Source organism: Cupriavidus sp. D39 (genome assembly GCF_026627925.1).
In the GTDB taxonomy this organism is placed as follows: domain Bacteria; phylum Pseudomonadota; class Gammaproteobacteria; order Burkholderiales; family Burkholderiaceae; genus Cupriavidus; species Cupriavidus ulmosensis.
The window spans coordinates 2,249,732-2,268,668 of the sequence record NZ_JAPNLE010000009.1; the positions used below are offsets into that span (position 1 = coordinate 2,249,732).

The 18,937-nt window shown below is 63.5% G+C and carries 22 protein-coding genes, 1 pseudogene and 1 riboswitch; of the genes and pseudogenes, 14 read left to right on the forward strand and 9 right to left on the reverse strand.

From position 1 onward, the window contains the following. Positions 1–51: 51 nt before the first annotated feature. The 8 genes and pseudogenes from queC to ybgC all read right to left on the reverse strand — a co-directional run bounded on the left by queC (position 52) and on the right by ybgC (position 6,487). A complete protein-coding gene (gene queC, locus OMK73_RS22445) occupies positions 52–735 on the reverse strand; it encodes a 7-cyano-7-deazaguanine synthase QueC (protein WP_267603989.1) in 684 nt (227 codons plus the stop codon). 151 nt (positions 736–886) lie between these two features. Then, a complete protein-coding gene (gene ybgF, locus OMK73_RS22450; protein ID WP_267603990.1) occupies positions 887–1,645 on the reverse strand; it encodes a tol-pal system protein YbgF in 759 nt (252 codons plus the stop codon). A gap of 18 nt (positions 1,646–1,663) precedes the next feature. Continuing rightward, a complete protein-coding gene (gene pal / locus OMK73_RS22455) occupies positions 1,664–2,176 on the reverse strand; it encodes a peptidoglycan-associated lipoprotein Pal (RefSeq protein ID WP_267603991.1) in 513 nt (170 codons plus the stop codon). A gap of 17 nt (positions 2,177–2,193) precedes the next feature. Then, positions 2,194–3,459, reverse strand: coding sequence for a Tol-Pal system beta propeller repeat protein TolB (tolB, locus tag OMK73_RS22460; RefSeq protein WP_267606471.1), 1,266 nt, complete (start codon positions 3,457–3,459; stop codon positions 2,194–2,196). Positions 3,460–3,753: 294 nt separating this feature from the next. Continuing rightward, positions 3,754–4,907: pseudogene (gene tolA / locus OMK73_RS22465) on the reverse strand (cell envelope integrity protein TolA). A 15-nt stretch (positions 4,908–4,922) separates the two neighbouring features. Then, entirely contained in the window at positions 4,923–5,360 is a 438-nt protein-coding gene (tolR, locus tag OMK73_RS22470; protein WP_267603992.1) for a protein TolR, read from the reverse strand. Positions 5,361–5,402: 42 nt separating this feature from the next. Further along, on the reverse strand, positions 5,403–6,086 hold the full coding sequence (tolQ, locus tag OMK73_RS22475) for a protein TolQ (RefSeq protein WP_043348531.1): 684 nt from the start codon (positions 6,084–6,086) through the stop codon (positions 5,403–5,405). After that, a complete protein-coding gene (gene ybgC / locus OMK73_RS22480; protein WP_043352192.1) occupies positions 6,083–6,487 on the reverse strand; it encodes a tol-pal system-associated acyl-CoA thioesterase in 405 nt (134 codons plus the stop codon). Before ybgC ends, tolQ begins: the two co-directional genes overlap by 4 nt. Before the next feature lie 162 nt (positions 6,488–6,649). Beyond that, positions 6,650–6,752: riboswitch (ZMP/ZTP riboswitch) on the forward strand. 121 nt (positions 6,753–6,873) lie between these two features. Here ybgC and glyA point away from each other — a divergent pair. From glyA to OMK73_RS22540, 12 genes are all read left to right on the forward strand, one after another. Next, positions 6,874–8,121 (forward strand): serine hydroxymethyltransferase, encoded by a 1,248-nt coding sequence (gene glyA, locus OMK73_RS22485; RefSeq protein WP_267603993.1) that lies wholly within the window; start codon positions 6,874–6,876, stop codon positions 8,119–8,121. 164 nt (positions 8,122–8,285) lie between these two features. Then, positions 8,286–8,747 (forward strand): transcriptional regulator NrdR, encoded by a 462-nt coding sequence (nrdR, locus tag OMK73_RS22490; RefSeq protein WP_267606472.1) that lies wholly within the window; start codon positions 8,286–8,288, stop codon positions 8,745–8,747. A 164-nt stretch (positions 8,748–8,911) separates the two neighbouring features. Beyond that, positions 8,912–9,613, forward strand: a complete 702-nt coding sequence (locus tag OMK73_RS22495; protein ID WP_267603994.1) for a GspH/FimT family pseudopilin — start codon at positions 8,912–8,914, stop codon at positions 9,611–9,613. Positions 9,614–9,616: 3 nt separating this feature from the next. Beyond that, positions 9,617–10,156, forward strand: a complete 540-nt coding sequence (gene pilV / locus OMK73_RS22500) for a type IV pilus modification protein PilV (RefSeq protein WP_267603995.1) — start codon at positions 9,617–9,619, stop codon at positions 10,154–10,156. A 13-nt stretch (positions 10,157–10,169) separates the two neighbouring features. Continuing rightward, positions 10,170–10,718 (forward strand): PilW family protein, encoded by a 549-nt coding sequence (locus OMK73_RS22505; RefSeq protein ID WP_267603996.1) that lies wholly within the window; start codon positions 10,170–10,172, stop codon positions 10,716–10,718. Continuing rightward, complete coding sequence (locus OMK73_RS22510) at positions 10,690–10,980, forward strand: PilW family protein (protein WP_267606473.1); 291 nt, start codon at positions 10,690–10,692, stop codon at positions 10,978–10,980. The genes OMK73_RS22505 and OMK73_RS22510 overlap by 29 nt, the downstream gene beginning before the upstream one ends. Positions 10,981–10,990: 10 nt before the next feature. Then, positions 10,991–11,566, forward strand: a complete 576-nt coding sequence (locus tag OMK73_RS22515; RefSeq protein WP_267603997.1) for a pilus assembly PilX family protein — start codon at positions 10,991–10,993, stop codon at positions 11,564–11,566. An 80-nt stretch (positions 11,567–11,646) separates the two neighbouring features. Further along, the gene (locus OMK73_RS22520) at positions 11,647–13,833 is read left to right on the forward strand and encodes a hypothetical protein (RefSeq protein WP_267603998.1); all 2,187 of its coding nucleotides are present in this window, start codon (positions 11,647–11,649) and stop codon (positions 13,831–13,833) included. Between the two features lie 247 nt (positions 13,834–14,080). Next, positions 14,081–14,794 (forward strand): hypothetical protein, encoded by a 714-nt coding sequence (locus tag OMK73_RS22525; protein ID WP_267603999.1) that lies wholly within the window; start codon positions 14,081–14,083, stop codon positions 14,792–14,794. Positions 14,795–14,912: 118 nt separating this feature from the next. After that, the gene (locus tag OMK73_RS22530) at positions 14,913–16,502 is read left to right on the forward strand and encodes a pilus assembly protein (RefSeq protein ID WP_267606474.1); all 1,590 of its coding nucleotides are present in this window, start codon (positions 14,913–14,915) and stop codon (positions 16,500–16,502) included. Between the two features lie 30 nt (positions 16,503–16,532). After that, a complete protein-coding gene (locus OMK73_RS22535) occupies positions 16,533–16,979 on the forward strand; it encodes a type IV pilin protein (protein WP_267606475.1) in 447 nt (148 codons plus the stop codon). A 333-nt stretch (positions 16,980–17,312) separates the two neighbouring features. Continuing rightward, entirely contained in the window at positions 17,313–17,738 is a 426-nt protein-coding gene (locus OMK73_RS22540; protein ID WP_267604000.1) for a type IV pilus modification PilV family protein, read from the forward strand. Positions 17,739–18,033: 295 nt separating this feature from the next. On the opposite strand, the gene OMK73_RS22545 is transcribed toward OMK73_RS22540, so the two are convergent. Further along, positions 18,034–18,300, reverse strand: a complete 267-nt coding sequence (locus tag OMK73_RS22545) for a hypothetical protein (protein WP_267604001.1) — start codon at positions 18,298–18,300, stop codon at positions 18,034–18,036. An 86-nt stretch (positions 18,301–18,386) separates the two neighbouring features. Between OMK73_RS22545 and OMK73_RS22550 the strand changes: the two genes are divergently transcribed. Further along, positions 18,387–18,716, forward strand: coding sequence for a PilW family protein (locus OMK73_RS22550; protein ID WP_267604002.1), 330 nt, complete (start codon positions 18,387–18,389; stop codon positions 18,714–18,716). Then, entirely contained in the window at positions 18,710–18,856 is a 147-nt protein-coding gene (locus OMK73_RS22555) for a hypothetical protein (RefSeq protein WP_267604003.1), read from the forward strand. The genes OMK73_RS22550 and OMK73_RS22555 overlap by 7 nt, the downstream gene beginning before the upstream one ends. Positions 18,857–18,937: the final 81 nt, after the last annotated feature.

An 18,937-nucleotide genomic window follows, 5' to 3' on the forward strand; every position in this document is an offset into this window, starting at 1 on the left:
GGAAGCGCAACGGGTGGGTGCGCGCAAGCGCGCTTGTGGCAACGGCAACCGTCAGGCGGCGCCCTGGTAGCGGGTGGGATCGGGCACGCCGGCGGCCTCGAAGCCCGCGCGGCGGATGCGGCAGGAGTCGCACACGCCACAGGCACGGCCGTCGTCGTCGGCCTTGTAGCACGACACCGTCATGCCGTAGTCCACCCCGAGCTTGACCCCAGCGCGGATGATCTCGCCCTTGGTCATGTCGATAATGGGCGCGTGCACACGGATGCGTTCGCCTTCCACGCCGGCCTTGGTGGCCAGGTTGGCAAGCGCCTCGTAGGCGGACACATACTCGGGCCGGCAATCCGGATAGCCGGAGTAGTCGACCGCGTTGGCGCCGAAGAACAGGTCGCGGCCGCCAATGGCCTCGGCCCAGCCCAGGGCCAGCGACAGCATGATGGTATTGCGGGCCGGCACGTAGGTGACCGGAATGCCGCCAACGGCGCCGTCGGTGGGCACCTCAAGGCTATCGTCGGTCAGCGCGGAGCCGCCGAAGCGGCGCAGGTCGAGGTCGATGATCTCGTGGCGCACCGCGCCCAGGGCGGCGGCCACGCGCTTGGCGGCTTCCAGTTCCGAGGAGTGGCGCTGGCCGTAGCGCATCGACAGCGCATAGGTCTCGAAGTCCTGCGCATTGGCCATGGCAAGGACGGTGGCGGAGTCCAGGCCGCCGGAAAGCAGGACGATAGCGCGTTTTTTCATGATGGCAGGGCGCGGCGCCTGGCGGCGCCACGCAAAATTCGAGGCGAATCGCGTATTTTAGCGCGGCCAGGACAAAGGGCCCGCGAAAAGCGGGCCCTTTGTCTTCTGCCTACCACCTGGGCCGCGTGCCAGCGCCCGCCCTCCCGGGCGTCTACTTCAGCGTCTTGAGGCGATTGCTCGCCGCCTGCGCGCCCTCGGTGCCGGGGTATTTGGACACCACCTGCTCCAGGGTCTTGCGGGCCGCGGGCTTCTGGCCCGATTCGATCTGGTTGTTGGCGATGGCGATCAGCGCATCCGGCACCTTGGGATGATCCGGATAGGCCTGCACCATGTTCTGCAGCACCGAGGTCGAGCCGCGGTAGTCCCGCTGCGCGTACAGCGAGTTACCTAGCCAGTACTGCGCCAGCGGCACGTACGGGCTTTGCGGGTACTTCTTGATGAAAGCCGAGAATACGTTGCCCGCGCCCTTGAAGTCCCCGGTCTGGAACTGCTTGAGCGCGGCGTCATACTCGGTCTTCTCGCCCGGTTGCGACAGCCCTTCGCGACCATCCACGGTGACCTGCTGCGGCTCGAATTTCTTCAGGCGCGCATCCAGGTCAGCGTAGTAGTCTTTCTGCTGCTTTTGCAGCGTCGTCACCTCGTTCTGCAGCATCTCGTTCTGGCCGCGCAGCCGCGCCACTTCCTGGCGCAGGCCCTCGAGCTGGTTCTGCATCTCGAGCTGCGCGCGGCTGTTCTGGTCGATACGCTGCGATGCGGTCGCCTGGAAACCGTTGAACTGGTCGCGCATGTTCACGATGGCTTTGCGCGCCTCGTCATCGTCGAACACGCCGGCCCGCGCCTGCGCCAACGGCAACAGGCTGGCGCAGGACATCGCAGTAAGCAATACCAACTTGGAGACGCGTGCTTTCATGAGATGGCTATCCGCAGATTAGTACGTGATGTCCGCGCGGCGGTTTTCTGCCCAGGCGGCTTCGTCGTGGCCGGTTGCCTTGGGCTTTTCCTTGCCCAGGCTGACGGCTTCCATCTGGCTTTCCGGCACGCCCAGCGAGGACAGCGAGCGGCGCACGGCTTCGGCGCGCTTCTGGCCCAGGGCCAGGTTGTATTCGCTGGTACCGCGCTCGTCGGTGTTGCCCTGGATCAGGATGCGGCGGCCCTTGTTGGCGCCCAGGTACTTGGAGTGCTCCGACAGCATGCCCTGGTAGTCAGGCTTGACGCTATAGCTGTCGAAGTCGAAGTACACGCTGCGCTTGGCCAGCGGGCTGTTCGGATCGTTCAGCGGATCGCGCGAGACGTCCACCGGCGCCACGGCGCGAGCGTCGGTCGAAGGCGTGCCCTTGCCGGCACCGGCGTTGGCGGTATCGTCCAGCTTGACGCCGGAGCTGCAAGCGCCGAGGGCCAGCAGAGCGGCGACGGCAAGGGTTTTGGTCATCATATTGGTCATGGCTAGGAACTCCTCGTTTATTGCATGAATGGTCCCCAGGACGGCTCGCGAACCTCGCCGGACTGGAGCGACAAAACCTGCCGGGTACGCCCGTCAGTGGACACTGCCGCCAACACCGAGCGACCTCCCACCCGGGTGGCATAAAGAATGTACTTGCCGTTGGCGGCGAAGCTTGGCGCTTCGTCGTTGGCGGTGTCGGTCAGCGACGTGACATCGCCGTTGCCGAGGTCCATCAACTGCAGCTTGAAGCCGCCGCTGCGGGTGATATAGGCCAGTTGCTTGCCGTCCGGGGAAATGCGCGGGCTCACGTTGTAGCTGCCCTTGAAGGTGACGCGCTGAGCTGCGCCGCCCTCTTCGCCGCCGGCCGGCATGCGGTAGATCTGCGGCGCGCCGCCGCGATCGCTGGTGAAGTAGATGCTGCGGCCGTCCGGCGCGTATTGCGGCTCGGTGTCGATGGCGCTGCTGCGTGTCAGGCGCTTGAGCCCGGAGCCATCGGCGCCGACCTGGTAGATCTGGGTATTGCCGTCGCGCGACAGCGCCACCGCCAGGCGCTGGCCATCCGGCGACCACGAAGGCGCGCTGTTGTTGCCCTTCTGGTTCGACACCAGCGTGCGCTTGCCGGTCGCCAGGTCGTGCACGTAGACCACCGGCTTCTTGGCCTCGAAGGACACGTAGGCAACCTTGCTGCCGTCAGGGGACCACGAAGGCGAGATGATCGGCTCGTTGCTGGTCAGCGCCACCTGGGAGTTCTGGCCGTCGGAGTCCGAGATCAGCAGCTGGAAGCGCCCGCCCACCCGCGAGACATAGGACAGCCGCGTGGCAAACACGCCGCGCTCGCCCAGCAGCTTCTCGTAGATGTAGTCGGCGATCTTGTGGCCGGTCACGCGCAGCTGGTTCCCGCTGACGGTGAAGGCCAGGCCACCCAGGCTGGTGCCCTTGACGGTGTCGTAGAGGCGGAAGCGCACGTCGTACTGGCCGTTGCCGGTGGGTGTCACGCTGCCGGCCACGAAGGCATCGGCGCCGCGCGCCTTCCAGCTGCCAAGGTCGGCATTGGCGGACTCCGCCACGGTGGCGCCGCCCGGGTCGACATTGCGGAAGCGGCCGCTGCGCTGCAGGTCGCTGCGGATGATCGCCGTGAGATTTTGGGGGGCCTGTGCTTCGCCCTGGAAGTTGGCCGTGGCGATCGGGAGCTGGCTGGCGCCAACGCCGGTGATTTCAACGTTCAATTGCGCCTGCGCGCTGCCGGCCGAACAGGCCAGAACCACTGCCAGCCCGGCAAACAGGGCGTGCGCGCGGGTGCTGTGCCGCCGCGCGGCCAGCCAAAGGGGGCCCAAAGCTTTCGCATGCTGCTCCTCAGTCGAGATCAATATTCATATCGAACGCGGCCGGCAAAGCTGGAGCCATGGTACGGGCAGGCAGACTGAAGGCATGTCGCATGCCTGTATCGGGTGCCCCGGGCACATTTGCCGGCTGCGTCAGGCAACCTGTCATCGTAGCGGTGGGACTACCGAGCATCGACGTAGGTTGCAATATGTTGCAATTCGAATTATCCCGCGCCGTTGCCATCACCGCACCCCTTAATCCTTAGGTTTGAAGGTGATGGTGAAGCTGGCCGGTGCCTTGCCGTTTTCGTCGCGGGGCAGCGGGTCCGAGCGCTCCACCGCGCGCAGCACGGCGTTGTCCCAGCCCGAATTGCCGCTGGACCTGGACAGCCGCGCGGACATCAGCGAGCCGTCCGGCGCCAGCTGAACGGACACCACCGCGGCCGGATTGCCAGGCACGTCTTCGGTGAACACGATATTCGGCTTGACGCGGCGACGCACGCGATCCGGGTAGCCGGGCGAGGCCTTGCCGCCGGAACCGGCGCCACTGCCTGCGCTGCTGCCGACACCACCGGCGCCGCCGACTGCCGCCCCGCCACCCGCCAGGGCCTGCAGGCGTGCCAGCTCGCTGTGGCGCTGGGCATTGGCAGCGGCATCGTGCTTGGCCTTGGCATCTGCGTCGGCCTTGGCTTTCGCGTTGGCGGCGGCCTTGGCTTCGGCGTTGGCCTTGGCCTTGGCGTCCGCGCTTGCTTTCGCCTTCGCGTCTGCCTCGGCACGCGCCTTGGCATCGGCCTCGGCGCGGCTCTTCGCCTCGGCGCGGGCCTTGGCGTCGGCTTCCTTGCGCTCGCGCTCAGCCTGCTCCTTGCGCTGCTCCTGCAAGGCGGCCTGCTTGCGCGCGTCTTCCTTGCGCTGGGCTTCCTTCTTCAGGTCGTCCTTCTTCTGTTCTTCGCGGCGCTGCTCTTCGCGGCGCAAGTCGTCCTTGCGCTGGGCGTCCTTGCGGGCGGCCTCCTTGCGGGCGGCTTCCTGCCTGTCGGCTTCCTGGCGCGCGCGCAGGTCGGCCTGCTGGCGCGCCTCTTCGCGGGCGGCGGCCTCGGCCTGGCGGCGCTTTTGCTGCTGGAGGGCGATCTCGGCGTCCTCTTCCGCACGGGACCTCACCGCTGGCGCGGGGGTGCGGGCCGGGCTTGTACGATAGGCTGGGGTTCGGGCGGCGGCGGGGGCGGGCGCGGGGCGGTAGTTGCCGGGACCTCATCCCAGAGCTCGGCTTCGGCGCCGACCGGGGTGCTGCTCTGCCAGTGCACACCGAAATACAGCACGATGCCCAGCAACAAATGCATGAAAACCGCGAGCAGGAAGGAACGCAGGGTTCCCCGCTCCGGGGCCGGCTGATAAGGATAGGCGGCGGTCTTCATCGCGTGGGGCGCTGCTTACTTGGGCTTGACCATCAGGCCGACGCGCTTCACGCCGTCGGCCTTGAGCACCGACATGACGTCGAGCACGGCCTCGTACCTGACCGAGCGGTCGGCGGCGATCACCACCGGCTGGTCGGGATTCTCGTTCTGGCGCTGATGCACGAAGTCGATCAGGCCCTGCTTGTCGAGCTTGCGCTCGAAGCTGTTGCCAGCGTTATCCTTGCCGCGCGCGGTCAGTGCGCCGTCCTCATGCACGGTCACGACGATGGGAGGCGCCTTTTGCTGCTGGGTGGCGTTGGCCACGCTGGGCAGGTCAACCACGGCGGGGTTCACGATCGGTGCTGCCACCATGAAAATGACGAGCAGCACCAGCATCACGTCGATGTAAGGCACGACGTTGATGTCGGCACTGGCCCGGCGGCGCGAGCCGCCACGGCGCTGTATCGCTGCCATTGCTGGTTCTCCTTGACCGAAGACGTTGGTGGCTTCGGCGCTTTAGCGGGTCTGCCGTTGCAGGATGTTCAGGAACTCTTCCATGAAGCTCTCGAAGCGGATGGCCAGGCGATCGACTTCGGTAGCGTAGCGGTTGTAGGCAATGACCGCCGGAATCGCCGCGAACAGGCCGATGGCGGTGGCGACCAGCGCCTCCGCAATGCCGGGCGCCACTGCGGCAAGCGTTGCCTGCTGCACATTGGACAAACCGCGGAAGGCGTTCATGATCCCCCATACCGTGCCGAACAAGCCGATGTACGGGCTGACCGAACCCACCGAGGCCAGGAACGGAAGATGCGATTCCATCACATCCATCTCGCGCTGGTAGGCCGCGCGCATGGCACGACGGGCGGCGTCGAGCAGCGCGCCGGCGTCGTTGTTGCGCTCGCGCGCTTTCAGGTATTCGCCCATGCCGGACTCGAAGATCCGTTCCAGCGCGCCCGTGTTGTGACGGTTGTTGGCTGCGCTCTGGTAGAGGGCCTGCAGATCACCGCCAGCCCAGAAGTCGCGCTCGAAACCCTCGGTCTGGGTGCGCGCGGCGCGCAGGGAGAAATGCTTGCGGAAGATATATGTCCACGAGAACAGGGACATCACCAGCAGCAGGGCCATGACGGCCTGTGCCAGCACACTGGCGTGCAGCACCAGCGAAATGATCGACAGGTCTTGCGTGACGGTCACGGGATTCATCGAGCGGTCTTGATGGTTGCAAGGACGGGAGCGGGAATGGGAGTCGGGCGAAATGTGCTGCGATCAACACACCCGACCCGGATGGCGCCAGTAGCCAGCAATTGCTCGCCACGCCAGGCTTCCTGGGCGAATTGGACCGACGCCGGGCCAACCCGTTCAATCTGTGTCCGGATCTCAAGCAGGTCGTCCAGACGGGCGGGGGCATTGTAGTCCACCGCCGTGCTTCTGACGATGAAGACGACGCCGGACTCATCGGCCAGCGCTTGCTGTTCGATGCCAAGCGAGCGCAGCCACTCGGTACGGGCGCGCTCGAAGAATTTGAGGTAATTGGCGTAGAACACCACGCCGCCCGCGTCGGTGTCTTCCCAATACACCCGCAAGGCCCACACATTGTTGCTCATGGCCGCGATTGTAGCGGAGAGCCGGCCCGACCCGGTGTAAACCCTTGTCCGACATTACAACACTTACATTGCCTGACAGACAAGGCATTGACTTTCGGCCCCGGGGCCCACCACACCGTCTTGCAGCGAGCCAGCGCCTCGCGTTAAACTGCCGCCAACCATTCCATCTTGCGCGACTGGCGAAGTCAGTGGGCACTACCACGAGGAAGCGCAAAGTTCTCTGGCGCGATGTTTCAAGCGCCTGCCGCTCGCCTGGGCAGCGAATGGGAAGCAGGGTGCGCCCTGCGCCGGATAGCTAACGCGTCCGACGCCGGTCGCCTGTGCCTTCCCCGCGCGCCCTACCCCGAAGCCATTCGGAATTCCCCTTTTTCAGACGAGTTTTCGCCATGTTCGAACGCAGCCGCTATACGATCGACCAGATCGACCCTGAGATTTTCGCCGCCATCCAGAAGGAAGACCAGCGCCAGGAAGAACACATCGAGCTGATCGCCTCGGAAAACTACACCTCGCCGGCCGTGATGGCCGCGCAAGGCTCGCAACTGACCAACAAGTATGCCGAGGGCTATCCCGGCAAGCGCTACTACGGTGGCTGCGAGTACGTCGACGTCGTCGAGCAGCTCGCCATCGACCGCGTCAAGCAACTGTTCGGCGCCGAAGCCGCCAACGTGCAGCCCAACTCCGGCTCGCAAGCCAACCAGGGCGTGTTCTTTGCCGCGCTGAAGCCGGGCGACACCATCATGGGCATGAGCCTGGCCGAAGGCGGCCACCTGACCCACGGCATGGCCCTCAACATGAGCGGCAAGTGGTTCAACGTCGTCAGCTACGGCCTGGACGCCAACGAAGACATCGACTACGACGCGCTGGAAAAGCTGGCCCAGGAAAAGAAGCCCAAGCTGATCATCGCCGGCGCCTCCGCCTTCGCCCTGCGCATCGACTTCGAACGCATCGCCAAGGTAGCCAAGTCCATCGGCGCCTTGTTCATGGTCGACATGGCCCACTACGCCGGCCTGATCGCCGCCGGCGAGTATCCCAACCCGGTACCCCACGCCGACTTCGTCACCACCACCACCCACAAGAGCCTGCGCGGCCCGCGCGGCGGCGTGATCCTGATGAAGGCCGAGCATGAGAAGGCCATCAACTCGGCCATCTTCCCCGGCATCCAGGGTGGCCCCCTGATGCACGTGATCGCCGGCAAGGCAGTCGCGTTCAAGGAAGCCCTGTCGCCCGAGTTCAAGGCCTACCAGCAACAAGTGGTCAAGAACGCCCGCGTGCTGGCCGAGACCCTGATCGAGCGCGGCCTGCGCATCGTCTCCGGCCGCACCGAAAGCCACGTGATGCTGGTCGACCTGCGCGCCATGCAGATCACCGGCAAGGAAGCCGAAAAGGTCCTGGGCGAGGCACACATCACCGTCAACAAGAACGCCATCCCCAACGACCCGGAAAAGCCGTTCGTCACCTCGGGCATCCGCCTGGGCTCGCCGGCCATGACCACCCGCGGCTTCAAGGAAGAAGAAGCCCGCCTGGTGGCCAACCTGGTCGCCGACGTGCTGGAAAACCCGCACGACCTGGCCAACATCGCCAGCGTGCGCGAGCAAGTGGCGGCCCTGACCAAGCGTTTCCCGGTCTACGGCTAAAGCCCCCTGCGCCACCCGCCCATGCGCGGGTGGCCGGCAGCCCGCCGCGGCCCGCCAGCGCCGCCGGCGGGCCTTGCCAACCCGGCCCGGCGCGACACAGAATGACAAGACGCTGCACGCGCAGCACGCGCCCCGGCTCAAACTTCGAGGTGGTCAGGCATGAAATGCCCCTTTGCGCCCATTCCAACACCCAGGTCCTGGACACGCGCATGTCGGAAGAAGGCGATACCGTGCGCCGCCGCCGCCGCTGCGAATCCTGCGACCGACGCTTCACCACCTATGAGCGGATCGAGCTGTTCTTCCCCGCCATCGTCAAGAAAAACGGCTCGCGCGCGGACTACACCCGTGACAAGCTGAAGGACTCGATGCGCCTGGCACTGCGCAAGCGCCCGGTCTCGGCTGAAGCCATCGACGCCTCCATCACCCGCATCGAAGAGAAACTGCTCGCCCTCGGCGAGAAGGAAATCCCCAGCAGCCAGGTCGGGGAACTGGTCATGCGCGAGCTGCGCCGGCTCGACAAGATTGCGTATATCCGGTTTGCTTCGGTGTATCGGAGCTTTGAGGACGTGTCGGAATTCCGCGACGTGCTGGATGAGTTTTCGGCGTCCACCCCGCGAAAGGGGTAGCAAAAGTTACTAAAACGTAATTAAATCAATTCCGCCAGCATCCTGGGCTGCCACTCCAACAAGAAGAACAAGCCCGGACAGAGCAAACAGAAGAAATAGCGAAGTTTTTTTCGGACGAGGGTCAAAATGGGTCAGTCTTGCTGCCGGGGGCAGCCGGCTATGCCATGCTTGGCGCGCCGGCGGCGTTCGCCCGCATCGCTTGCGCGCGCGGCATTTCAAGCGAGATCGCGCCATCGGGCGGCGTCAGGTCATGCCCTCCTGTTCGTCAATCCCTGCAGGAATCACCCTGCAAGATTGCCTCGTTCCCCACTGAACTTCCGGGCCTGACTTCCCGCATTGCCGCCATTCGGCCCGCGCGCGTCGAGAAAGGACTCACCCTGATCGAGCTACTAGTCGCGCTGAGTATTCTGGCGATCCTGGCGGCAGCCGCGACTCCAAGCTTTACCTCGTTCCTGCAACGAGCCCGGCTGCGAACCGAATCGAGCGCACTGGTTTCCGATATGGAACTGGCCCGCAGCGAAGCCGCACGGCGCAACACGCGAGTGACCATATGCCCGACGACCGACGGCTCCACCTGCACCAGCAGCTGGAGCAACCGCCGCATCGTTTTCGTCGACCTCAACACGGATGGCAGCTGGAATTCCGCGACCGAAGAGCTGCTGCGCGTCAGCGACACACCCAGCGCGAACCTCGCATACACAGCCAGCGGCTTCGCCAACCCGGGCATCATCCGCTTCAATAGCTACGGTACGCCGGACGCATTTGCGAACTGGAAGCTCTGCACCAGCCCAGCCAGTGCCAACGGCAATGCCGTGTCGCTATCGGGAAGCGGCCGCCCCATTGTCCAGTCAGTTGCCTGCCCCTGAGCCATGGCACGCCACCCACTCCAGCCTCGCCTCCCCGTTCAGCCAACCAGGCGCCTGGCTGGCTTCACCCTGATAGAGGCCCTGGTCTCGATCGTAGTAATGTCGATCGGGGTGTTGGCACTGGCGCGACTCCAGGCCCAGACCCTGGTCGACGGCAGAAGCGCCTCCATGCGCAACATTGCCACCATGTTGGCATACAACCTCGCCGACCAGGTCAGGAGCAACGAAGCCGCTCAAGCCGCGGGATACTACAATCTTCCTGGCGCAACTCCCACGGCGGCGTGCTACAGCACTGCGGGCTGCACCCCGCAGCAGATGGCGGTCACGAGCTACAAGGTCTGGCTCGACGAAGCGGGCTCCGCGCTGCCCGGCGGCTACGGCACCGTCTGCATCGACTCGACTCCGGGCGATGGAACACCCTCGAATCCCCAGTGCGACAATGCGCCCAACGCACCCTACGCTATCAAGATCTGGTGGCAGGACGACCTGACGCACAGCGGTACGGCAAGCACTACCGCGCCCCCCCAATGTCCCTCTTTGTGACGACATTAGTGCCATGAACGAAAATCGCTCAGGCAAGGTGCGCGTTCCTGCGGGCTTCACGCTGGTCGAATTGATGGTCTCATTGATCATCAGCATGCTATTGATCATTGCCATCGCGTCGCTCTATCTCGGCCAACTGAGGTCCTACGATACCCAGTCAGATTTGTCTCTGGTCCAGGAGAGCGCGCGCGCCATCGGCCAAATGCTTCAACGCGACGCCCGCCAGGCAGGCTACACCGACTATGCCACCCTGAACCGCTTCGGCTCCGCCACCAATATCATCGATGCGGTAAATGACCAGGGCACGAACAGTAGCGATACGCTGTCCTTCCGTTTCTACGGTTCGTCCACGCCGGGCGCGGCAACCGCGGACGGGTCAATCGTCGATTGCACAGGCACCGCGGCCCAGAACGCGACGCTGATCTTCGAGACCTACTCCGTGGTAACCGACGCGACCACCGGCGAACCGTGGCTGCAGTGCAGCGTCAACGGCAACGCCAGTGCGCATGTTCCAGGGGGTCGAGCGATTGCAGGTGTTGTTCGGCGAGGATACCGATGGTGACCTCTCCATCGACCGCTACGTGGCGCCGGGCGTCGCGAATATGGCGAACGTCAGGGCCGCGCTGATTTCGGTCGTGATACGCGGGACCACCCGTTCGAACGTGACGGCCGCATCCGCAACCGTGAATCACTTTGGCACGGTATACGCGCCTGGCGACGTCGCTCCCAGCAATGATACCGGCAGCGTATCGGTGGTGCCTGCGGACGGTCGTCTGCGCAAGCACTTTACCTATTACGTGGCCCTGCGCAATCGATTGAACTAAGGTCAGGCAGATGACGCTGCAAGCCACGAAACGTTGGAACCGAATGACGCAACTTCCTGCGGCCAGGCAGGCAGGCGTGTCACTGGTAGTGGTGTTGCTCTTCCTCGTCATATTGACGCTGGTCGGCGTGTCATCCAGTCTGCTAAGCACGTCCGGCGAACGCATGGCCCGCAACTCGCGCGACCAGAATATCGCTTTGCAGGCCGCGGAAGCTGCGTTGCGCGATGCCCGGATAGATATCACCACGACGCGTGGCATCGCCGGCGCCACCGGTGCCACCGCGACTTGCGACTACACGGGGTTCAAAGGGTTCTGCACGCCGGCCACGGCCGGTCAGCCCGTATGGAACCTGTATATCGAGGACGACAACCGGTCCGTCACGCTGGGAGCGATCACGAAGACTCAAGGCGTGAATCCCGTGGCTGGCGTAGCCAAGCAACCGCACTACCTGATCGAACCAATCCCCGATAGTAGCCCTGGCAGCATGAAGGCTGGCCCAATCAACTATGTCTACCGCATTTCGGCTATCGGCTATGGCGCCAATGCCAACACCAAGGTCCTGATCCAGGAAATCTTCCGACCATAGCGACCCGGCTGGAGCAGCAGCAGGAATCGCCCGGCCGCGCCAGCAAAATGCAAGAGCACGAAACAGAGACAGAGACAGATATGCCAACTCGTACTCGTTCCAGCCTGATCTTCCTATGCCAGACCTTCATGGTCACGCTCTCGCTGACACTGGCCGTTCTATCGGCGAGCGCGGCACAGCTCAACCTGGCGAGCGTACCGCTCTATGCCGGCGGCAATGTGCCTCCGATCGTGATGATCGACCTATCGAAAGACCACGCCCTGTACCAGAAGGCATACAACGACTATTCCGACGTGAATGGCGACGGCAAGATCGACACCACCTATGATGATTCGATCGATTACGCTGGCTATTTCGATTCGTTCAAGTGCTACACCTACAGCACTACCCAGCATGCCTTCGTACCGGCCTCGACCATTGCGACGGCAACCCCCAAGAATCACTATTGCCCGGCGTCGACCGCCTGGAGCGGCAACTTCCTGAACTGGTCCAGCATGACCCGCATGGATGCGGTCAGGAAGATCCTCTACGGCGGCTACCGGTCTACCGACACAAGCACCAGCACCATCCTCGAACGTACGTTCCTGCCGATGGACGCGCACTCCTGGGCGAAGTACTACAACGGGTCCGACCTGCCGAAGCTCACGCCGTACACGTACGGCACAGGACAGCAGGTAGAACAGACCGCACCAACGTTCTCTTCCTCCAGCACCTTCAATCTGGCCTCGGGAACGCCCAGCGTAACCATCAGCACCTCGAACCAATTCGAGATTGGCGACCAGATGCTGCTGGTACCCGCTAGCGCGCCTGCCAACACGCAGATGATCGGTTGGGTGACCAAGGTAGCGAACGGCACTAGTTCCACCAAGCCGTCGACCATCACCGTGAATATCGACAGCCGTTCAGTTTCCGGGACGAGCAAGAGCTACAGCAGTTGGACAGTATCCAACCTCAGCCGCGTGGGGCTAACGCTGTGCAACACAACTCCCAACGACTCGAGCGCCGCCAACAGATACTCCCAAAGCAATAATGCCCCACCGGAAATTCGTGCGGCGAGGGGAAACTATGCCTTGTGGGGCGCCAGTGAGCGCTGGCAGTGCAATTGGGCGTCGGAACACAGCGCGACCCAGGGCGCCAACCTTTCCAACGGGAACCTTCCCGCACTCTCTGGCCTGAATGCCTCGGCGGAGAATCCGCCGCAATCCACCCGCGGGGTCGGCACGGACGGAGAGGCCGCGGGAAAATACTACGCCCGCGTGCAGGTCTGCATAGCCGGCCTGATTGGCAACGACAACTGCCGCGCCTATAACAGCGCCCAGAAGCCGATCGGTTTGTTGCACACATACAGTGGCATCAGCGGATCAATGCTCTTCGGTCTGATGACCGGCACGTACGACCGGAATATCTCCGGCGGCGTACTAAGACGCAACGCGCAGGATTTCAATACGGAAATCAATTCGACGGATGGCACCTTCAACACATCCGTCAAAGGCATCGTCTGGAATATCAATCACCTGCGGATCTCCGGGTACAGCTATAACGACGGCACGTACTTCGATCAGACAGACAGTACCAAATCTGACAACTGCAACTTCCAGCAGACCGGCATCGCCCTCTCCGGCGGCAAAAACGCACAGGGACAGCCAGCGCAGCAAGGCAATTGCTCGACATGGGGCAATCCGATGGCGGAAGTGTTTATGGAGTCGCTGCGATATTTCGGCGGGGCATCCGCCGACGCGACATTTTCCGTGGCGCCGGCTACGCGCGACCAGGCTCTGGGGCTGACGACGGAGACCTGGAAGGATCCCCTGACAACCGCCAACTACTGCACGCCGCTAAATACTTTGGTATTCAATGCAAGTGTCTCTTCCTATGACGGCGACCAGCTAAGCGGCTTCAGCAGTCTTGGCACGACGACGACAGCGCCCAGTTGGACAGACCAGGTCGGCACCGGAGAGAAGGTGGACGGCAATAGCTGGTTCGCAGGCTCCAACGGGACCGTGACGGACAACCTGTGCTCCGCCAAGGTCATCGGCAAGCTCAGCCAGGTTCTCGGCCTATGCCCGGAAAGCCCCTCCCAGCAAGGCACCTTCAATATCGCGGGCGCAGCCTACTACGCTCACACCAACCGCATACGTCCAGCGACCAATGTGGTTAGCATCGCGGCGCCGTCCAACGACACTACGTCCCTTAGGGTAACTTCCTACGGGGTGCAACTGGCGACCAATACGCCACGCGTCACGGTGAACGTGGGGGGAAGAATGTAACTCTGATGCCGGCCTACAGGCTTGGCAGCGGAGCCACATCGAGCACCGGGCAGATCGTAGACTTCAAGATTATTTCGCAGGATTCGTCGAGCGGAAAGTTCTACGTCAACTGGGAAGACTCGATTGCCGGGGGGACTACGACCAGGACGTATGGGGCATTCTGAGCTACACCGTCAGTGGAAACACAATCTCGGTATCCACCCAGGTCATTACTGCCAGTTCCGCCAACCCCCAAGGCTTTGGCTACGTGATTTCCGGCACGGACAAGGACGGTCCCCATTTCCATTCTGGCGCCTACAGCTTTGTCTATAACGATCCGACTTCGGTCTCCATCACGCCCACGGGCCTGGCGTATATCAACACCAGTGGCGGCTGCCAGAACTGCCTCCCAAGCAACGTCCAGACCACTGCCAGCTATACCGCCACGGGCAACTCCGCAGCCCAATTCCTGGATCCCCTGCTCTATGCCGCCAAATGGGGCGCTTTCAAGGATCAAAACGCGTCTGGCACCCCCGACCTGGTCGCCGAATGGGACAACTATGACGCGAACGGCAATCCGGGCGCGGACGGCATTCCCGACAATTATTTCTACGTAACCAACCCGGCCAATCTGCAGAATGCGCTCAACAACGCGTTCCTCAATATCCTGCAGACCTCGTCGGCTGCCTCGGTCGCCACCAATTCGTCTTCGCTGAACACGGGTTCGGTCGTATATCAGGCGCAGTTCAACGGCGCCAACTGGTCCGGGCAACTGTTGGCGCTGAGTGTCGATGCGAACGGCAATATCAACACGACTTCGCCGAACTGGGACGCCCGCTCTCAACTTGCCGCCCAGAGCAAGACCCCCGGCAGCAGGAACATCTTGACGTTCGACGCGACAGCCACAGCCAGGGAGGGATTCCATTCCGGTGGCCTGGAACTGGGGTCGTCGGGGTGCCCGTGGCCTACCAGACCACGCTGAACCAGGCTGACAGCAAAGGCAGTCAGCGGCTCGACCGGCTGCGCGGCGACCACTCGAACGAAGGCAACACCTTCCGGGCGCGCCCCTGACGTCGACCACCAACTGGGCCCTTGGCGATATCGTCAACTCCAGCCCGCAGTACGTGGGCCCTCCGAGCGCTGGCTATCCTGACGCCGACTACGCCACCTTCGTCAGCACCTACAAGAGCCGCAGCCCCATGCTCTATGTGGGTGCGAACGATGGCATGCTGCACGCGATCCGAGCCGACAAAGGTACCGAGAGCTTCGCCTACATCCCCTCCCCGTTTTTCTCAAGCACTGCCTCCGGTATTCCGGCCACGCTTCCGGCGCTGACCAACCGCGCCTACGCGCACAAATACTACGTCGACGGCACGCCCGTCACTGGGGACGCGAAAGTCAACGGCAACTGGGCCACGGTGCTGGTGAGCAGCCTGGGGGCAGGCGGGGCTGGCATCTTCGCACTCGACGTGACAAACCCCGACAACATCACGGAGGCTACGGCGAGCCAGGCGGTCTTGTGGGAGTTCACCAATCAGGTCGACGCTGATCTTGGCTACACCTTCGGCCAGCCGTCCATCGTCAAGTTGGCAAACGGCAAGTGGGCTGCAATCTTCGGCAATGGATATAACAGCACAGCCGTCAACGCGAACGCGGACGGCAGCGCCTACCTCTATGTCGTATTCCTCGACCGCCAGGCCGGCAGCCAGAGCTGGGTCGCGGGCACGGACTACCTGAAGATTCCCACCGGCACGGGTTCCAAGACCAACCCGAACGGCCTGTCGCAACCCACTGCGGCGGATGTCAATCAGGACGGCATCACTGACTACATTTATGCGGGCGACCTGCTGGGCGACCTGTGGAAATTCGACGTAAGCAATACCAACCCGACAAAATGGGGCGTGCCGAGCCCGCAAACAGGTACCCAGCCACGGACACCGCTATTCATCGCCACGAACAGCAGCAACCAAGCGCAGCCCATTACGTCGCCGGTGGACATCACGCGCAATCCGGCCGGCGGTTTCCTGGTCTTGTTCGGAACTGGCCGCTACCTCGACACCTCGGACCCGAGCGACCAGACTGTCCAGTCGTTTTATGGAATCTGGGACCAGAATCTTGCTGTGGTAACTACCGTTCCACGCTCGGCGTTGGTACAGCAGAGCATCCTGCAGCAGGTCACCAGCAAAGGGTACATGTATCGGATGGTGAGCCAGAACCCCGTGATCTACGGAAATGGCAGTTCCCAGAAAGGCTGGTATATGGACCTTGTCTACCCCGCCAACAATCCGCAAGGAGAACGCGTAGCATATGGCCCGTCGGTGAGAGGAGACCGGATCATCTTCACGACGCTGATCCCGTCCACCGCGCAATGCCAAAATGGGGGCACCAGCTGGCTGATGGAATTGCAGGCGCTGAGCGGAGGCCATCTGGTCAACATTTCCCCCTTCGATGTCAACGGCGACCGCAACTTCACCAGCGCGGACTACTTGCCAGATCCCCAGACACAGATATCCGTCCCGGTCGGAGGCCGTGGCTCGACAGTCGGTATCACGCCGGCGCCTACCGTGACCAAATGCGGGCCCGGCAGGGAATGCAAGATCTCGTCGGGTTCCAGCGCCAATCTCGAAACCATCTCGGAGAGTGCGGCGAATCCGAGCGGGCGCCTCGCCTGGCGCGAGATCTTGCACTAGCCGCGAGCATCTAGCATGAAGGCATCTCAAATGACTATCCAGCCCCGACGTCACAGCGGTTTCACGCTTATGGAACTGATAGTGGCCATGACAATCACCGCGATTCTCGCGTCGGTCGCCTACCCGCTCTACACCAACTATGTGTTGAAAGCCCGGCGCACCGAGGGGAAATCCGCGTTGATGCGGGTACAGGGGGCCCTGGAGCGGTATTACACTGTCAACAACGGATACACCACCGACCCAGCGGCCCTCCAGCTGCCCACATGCACAGGTAGCCCGACCTCCACCTTTTCGGCGGATTCCTGTTCAACCAGCGCCTACACCATCACGATCAGTCCCGGTACCGGCGGCATCGCCACGTCTTATGCCATCACGGCGACGCCGGTAAAAGCGGACGCCACTTGCGGCAACCTGAAGTTGGATCAGACCAATGTAAAGAGCTATTCGGGTACTGGCACGACCAACGACTGCTGGTAGAACGTCCTGGCGGCACAGGCAGGTTATCGCGCCAGTTAACTATCAACCGCGCTGGCGATCGCCCCTGGAGTTCAGGTCTTCGCGATTCGTGCCTGCTTGGCCGGCAACCCCGCCATCGGAAATCGCTCCTCGCGAGCGCAGACGCTATTCCGGAAATATCGTACTGAATTGCCCTCCCAGCGCAGGGCTCCCGCCAGGTACAGGCGCGCCCACACTCAGCCTACGTCTGCCACCTCACCTTTAGCAATTCGCCCACGCATTCTCTACAGTCTGGAACATTTCCAGGCCGCCGTTCTGGCTATCCTCGGGCACCACGTCTCCCATGCGAGGGCCATGTCAATATCAGCAAGAACGCCTCTCCATCCCACGCCCGAGAGAGGACGACACGGCTACGTCCTGACCGAGTCCCTGACCGCCCTCGCGGTCCTCGGCATCGGCCTGCTGCCCCTCGCCACGCTCGCTCCGGTTGCACTAGGTGCCTTGCGCCAATATGAAGCCGTCGGACAGGCCACGCGTGCCGCAGGCGAACTGGCGGAGATGGGGGATCCCAGCCTGGCCTTGTTACCGCTGCATGCCGGCAGCATCAGTCGGCATCAACTGCAGTTGTGCCGGTCCATCGCTTCCGCCGGCAGCGAACAAACCCTGCCCGGGTGCGCGCCGGGATCAAGGCTCGCCGTCGTCGGCTCGCTGCCGCAGCCCCCAAGTCATGTGGGGGCACGGGCGGACAGGCTTCGCTTCGCGCGGTCGCGCTGTGGATAGGGCCATGAACGCGAATGCCACGCGCGGCAAGCCGGCCAAAGGCGGTTTCGGCTACGGGCACGCCCAAGGCTTCTCGCTCGTCGAGTTGATGCTCGGGCTGGTGCTGGGTCTACTCGTGAGCGCGCTGGCGGCTTCGGCATTTCATACAGTGCAACTCGCTTACCGCGCCGCCGTTGACCTCGTGCTGCTGGAAGAACGCGGCCAGCGGGCGCTCGCCATCCTCACTCACCTGATCCGGCATAGCGGCTGGCAGCCGGTCGGTCAGGCCTTGCCGGCCGATGCGCCACCGGCGCTGTCAGGGCGCGACGATTGCGGCCAGCCGGGCGTTGCCGCGCTGCCTACCTGCGCTCGCGGTGGCGTCAATGGCAGCGATGCGCTGCTGGTGCGCTTCAGCGGCAGCGGGCGCGCACAGGATCCGACGCTGCCGGACCAGACCATGATCGATTGCAGCGGGTATGCGTTGCCGGCGATGAGCGTTGGTGGCCAGCCGGATGGTGTCGCGCGTGCTTATGCCGGGGCCAACTTGCTCTACGTGGCGATCGGCGCGGATGGCGAGCCACAATTGTTGTGCCGCTATGCCAGCCGGCGCGACGGGCGGGTGCAGGAGGAAGCTGGACTACTGGCGCCCTGGTGCGCGGCGTGGAGACCATGCAGCTGCGATACGGCATCGATACCGATGGCGATGGCAAGGCCGATGCGTTCCTGCGCGCCGAGGAACTGCGCGCCAGGGGCGACGCGGCCTGGCGCGAGGTACTGGTGGTGCAGGTGGCACTGGTCCTGCGTGGTGAGCGCCCACTGGCGCTGGCAGCAGCGCCGGCCGTGCTCACCTTGTTCCCACCGGGCGCACATGGCGGCGCCGGCCTCCATGCCGACGACCTCGTCTTCTCGCCGCGTGACCGGCCTGCCTTGATACGCCGGGTCTTCTCGGCATCCGTGCGCTTGCGCAATGCCCGGCCCTGCACGGAAACACTATGCTGAGCGCCGCGGCTGCGCCTTGCCTGCTGCGCCGCAAGCGGGCCAAAGGGAGCACCACGCTCCTGCTGACGGCCACGATGCTGCTGCTTGTGGCCGCCACAACCCTGGCTGGCCTGCAATTTTGCTCGCCAGCCGGCAAGTGACCACTTACCAGCTCGAGCAGGAGATCGCCATTCGCGCAGCGGAGGCGGCATTGCTCGACGCGGAAGCGGAGCTGATGGCGG

Coding starts and splice junctions, on each gene's coding strand:
- tolR (WP_267603992.1), bottom strand. CDS start 5,360: ATGGCAGCGATACAGCGCCGTGGCGGCTCGCGCCGCCGGGCCAGTGCC.
- OMK73_RS22495 (WP_267603994.1), top strand. CDS start 8,912: ATGCTTGGCGCGCCGGCGGCGTTCGCCCGCATCGCTTGCGCGCGCGGC.
- tolQ (WP_043348531.1), bottom strand. CDS start 6,086: ATGAATCCCGTGACCGTCACGCAAGACCTGTCGATCATTTCGCTGGTG.
- OMK73_RS22520 (WP_267603998.1), top strand. CDS start 11,647: ATGCCAACTCGTACTCGTTCCAGCCTGATCTTCCTATGCCAGACCTTC.
- OMK73_RS22505 (WP_267603996.1), top strand. CDS start 10,170: ATGAACGAAAATCGCTCAGGCAAGGTGCGCGTTCCTGCGGGCTTCACG.
- nrdR (WP_267606472.1), top strand. CDS start 8,286: ATGCCCCTTTGCGCCCATTCCAACACCCAGGTCCTGGACACGCGCATG.
- ybgF (WP_267603990.1), bottom strand. CDS start 1,645: ATGAAAGCACGCGTCTCCAAGTTGGTATTGCTTACTGCGATGTCCTGC.
- OMK73_RS22555 (WP_267604003.1), top strand. CDS start 18,710: ATGCTGAGCGCCGCGGCTGCGCCTTGCCTGCTGCGCCGCAAGCGGGCC.
- pal (WP_267603991.1), bottom strand. CDS start 2,176: ATGACCAATATGATGACCAAAACCCTTGCCGTCGCCGCTCTGCTGGCC.
- OMK73_RS22540 (WP_267604000.1), top strand. CDS start 17,313: ATGTCAATATCAGCAAGAACGCCTCTCCATCCCACGCCCGAGAGAGGA.
- ybgC (WP_043352192.1), bottom strand. CDS start 6,487: ATGAGCAACAATGTGTGGGCCTTGCGGGTGTATTGGGAAGACACCGAC.
- queC (WP_267603989.1), bottom strand. CDS start 735: ATGAAAAAACGCGCTATCGTCCTGCTTTCCGGCGGCCTGGACTCCGCC.
- OMK73_RS22550 (WP_267604002.1), top strand. CDS start 18,387: ATGCAGCTGCGATACGGCATCGATACCGATGGCGATGGCAAGGCCGAT.
- pilV (WP_267603995.1), top strand. CDS start 9,617: ATGGCACGCCACCCACTCCAGCCTCGCCTCCCCGTTCAGCCAACCAGG.
- glyA (WP_267603993.1), top strand. CDS start 6,874: ATGTTCGAACGCAGCCGCTATACGATCGACCAGATCGACCCTGAGATT.
- OMK73_RS22535 (WP_267606475.1), top strand. CDS start 16,533: ATGACTATCCAGCCCCGACGTCACAGCGGTTTCACGCTTATGGAACTG.
- OMK73_RS22515 (WP_267603997.1), top strand. CDS start 10,991: ATGACGCTGCAAGCCACGAAACGTTGGAACCGAATGACGCAACTTCCT.